This window comes from Nonomuraea zeae (genome assembly GCF_005889725.1).
GTDB classification, from domain to species: Bacteria; Actinomycetota; Actinomycetes; order Streptosporangiales; family Streptosporangiaceae; genus Nonomuraea; species Nonomuraea zeae.
Window position 1 is genome coordinate 1 of record NZ_VCKX01000622.1, and the last position, 2,134, is coordinate 2,134.

Genomic DNA, 2,134 nt, shown 5'->3' on the forward strand with positions numbered 1-2,134 from the left:
GGATCGAGTTGGGTGAGGTGCAGGCGGCGGTGGCCGCTCATCCGGGTGTGGCTCGGGCGGTGGTGGTGGCTCGTGAGGACACGCCGGGTGACAAGCGTCTGGTCGCTTACGCCGTTCCCGCCGGGGACGGGGCGGGGCTGGCCGAATCGGTGCGGGCGTTCGTCGCGGACCGGTTGCCGTCCTACATGGTGCCTGCCGCCACGGTCGTTCTGGACGCGCTGCCGCTGAGCGCCAACGGCAAGCTCGACCGCAAAGCCCTGCCCGCCCCCGACCGCACCGCCCAAGCGGGACGAGGCCCGGCCGACGTGCGGGAGGAGATTCTCTGCGCCGTGTTCGCACAGGTGCTCGGCCTGGAGAGCGTCGGTGTGGACGACGACTTCTTCGCGCTCGGTGGCCACTCCCTGCTCGCGGTCCGGCTCGCCAGCCGCGTCCGATCGGTGCTCGGCGTCGAGATGCCGCTGCGGGCGTTGTTCGAGGCGCCGACGGTGGCCCGGCTGGCAGCCCGGCTGGGCGACGCGGACGCGGCACGGGTCGGATTGGCGGCGAGGGAACGGCCGGAGCGGGTGCCGTTGTCGTTCGCGCAGCGGCGGTTGTGGTTCATCGGCCAGCTCGAAGGGCGCAGCGCGACCTACAACGTGCCGATCGTGCTGCGCCTGGCGGACGAGGTCGATCAGGAGGCGCTCGGCCTGGCCCTGCGGGACGTGATCGAGCGGCACGAGGTGCTGCGGACGGTCTTCCCCGTCGCGGACGGCGAGCCGTACCAGCACGTCGTGCCCCTGGACGAGCTGGACTGGACCCTGACGGTCGCCGGCGTTCCTGACGTAGACGAGGCCGTTGCCGGCGCCACGGAATACGCCTTCGACCTCACTACGGAGGTGCCGATCCGGGCGTGGTTGTTCGATCAGCGGGTCCTGGTCGTGGTGATCCACCACATCGCCAGCGACGGCTGGTCGAGGGCGCCGCTGGCGCGTGACTTCTCGCTGGCGTACGCGGCCCGCCGCGAAGGGCGCGCCCCGGCGTGGGAGCCGATGCCGGTGCAGTACGCCGACTACACCCTGTGGCAGCGCGAACTCCTCGGCGACGAAGCCGACCCGGACAGCCTGATCGCGCGCCAGGTCGCGTACTGGCGGGAGGCTTTGGCGGGGGCGCCGGAGGAGCTGGCGCTGCCGTTCGACCGGCCGCGTCCCGCCGTCGCCTCCCACCGGGGTCACAGCGTGCCGTTGCTGGTGCCGGCCGAGGTGCACGCGCGGCTCGTCGAGGTGGCCCGTGCCGAGGGCGTGACGGTGTTCATGGTGCTGCAGGCCGCGCTGGCGGTGCTGCTGTCGCGGCTCGGCGCCGGCACGGACGTCCCGATCGGGTCGGCGAACGCGGGCCGGACGGACGTGGCGCTGGAGGATCTGATCGGCTGCTTCGTCAACACGCTGGTCGTACGGGCCGACCTGTCCGGCGATCCGGAGTTCCGCGCACTGCTGGGGCGGGTCAGGGAGCGGAGTCTGGCGGCGTTCGCTCATCAGGACGTGCCGTTCGAGCGGTTGGTGGAGGAGCTGGCGCCGTCGCGGTCGATGGCCCGCCACCCGCTGTTCCAGGTGGTGCTGACCAAGGGCGACACCGTCGGCGCGGCACTGAACCTGCCCGTCGTCCGGCCGGGAGCCGCGTCGGCGGGCGAGCGGGCGGCCAAGTTCGACCTTGACGTGATGGTCAGCGAGGCGTTCGACGGTGAGGGGGCGCCGGCTGGGGTGCGGGGGTCGGTGACGGTTGCTAGCGATCTGTTCGATCCTGAGTGGGCTGAGCGGATCGCGCGGTATTGGGTGCGGGTGTTGGAGACCGTCGGCACTGACACGCGGACACGGCTGAGCGAGGTTGACCTGCTCGGGGAGCACGAGCGGCGTTGGGTGGTGGAGGAGTGGAACGCCACGGCGGCCGATGGGCTCGGCGTGCCGGTGGTGGAGTTGTTCGAGGCTCAGGTGGTGCGTCGGCCGGATGCGGTGGCGCTCGTGGCCTCGGAGGAGGTCACTTACGCCGAGTTGGATGAGCGGGCGAATCGGCTGGCTCATGTTTTGATCGGCGAGGGTGTCGGGGCTGAGTCGGTGGTGGGGGTGTGTCTGGATCGGGGTGCCGATCTGGTGGTGGCGGT

General features: G+C 71.7%; 1 protein-coding gene. It reads left to right on the forward strand.

Annotated elements, in window-relative coordinates:
- A partial coding sequence (locus ETD85_RS61845) for a condensation domain-containing protein (protein WP_138699024.1) occupies window positions 1–2,134 on the forward strand: 2,134 nt, incomplete at both ends.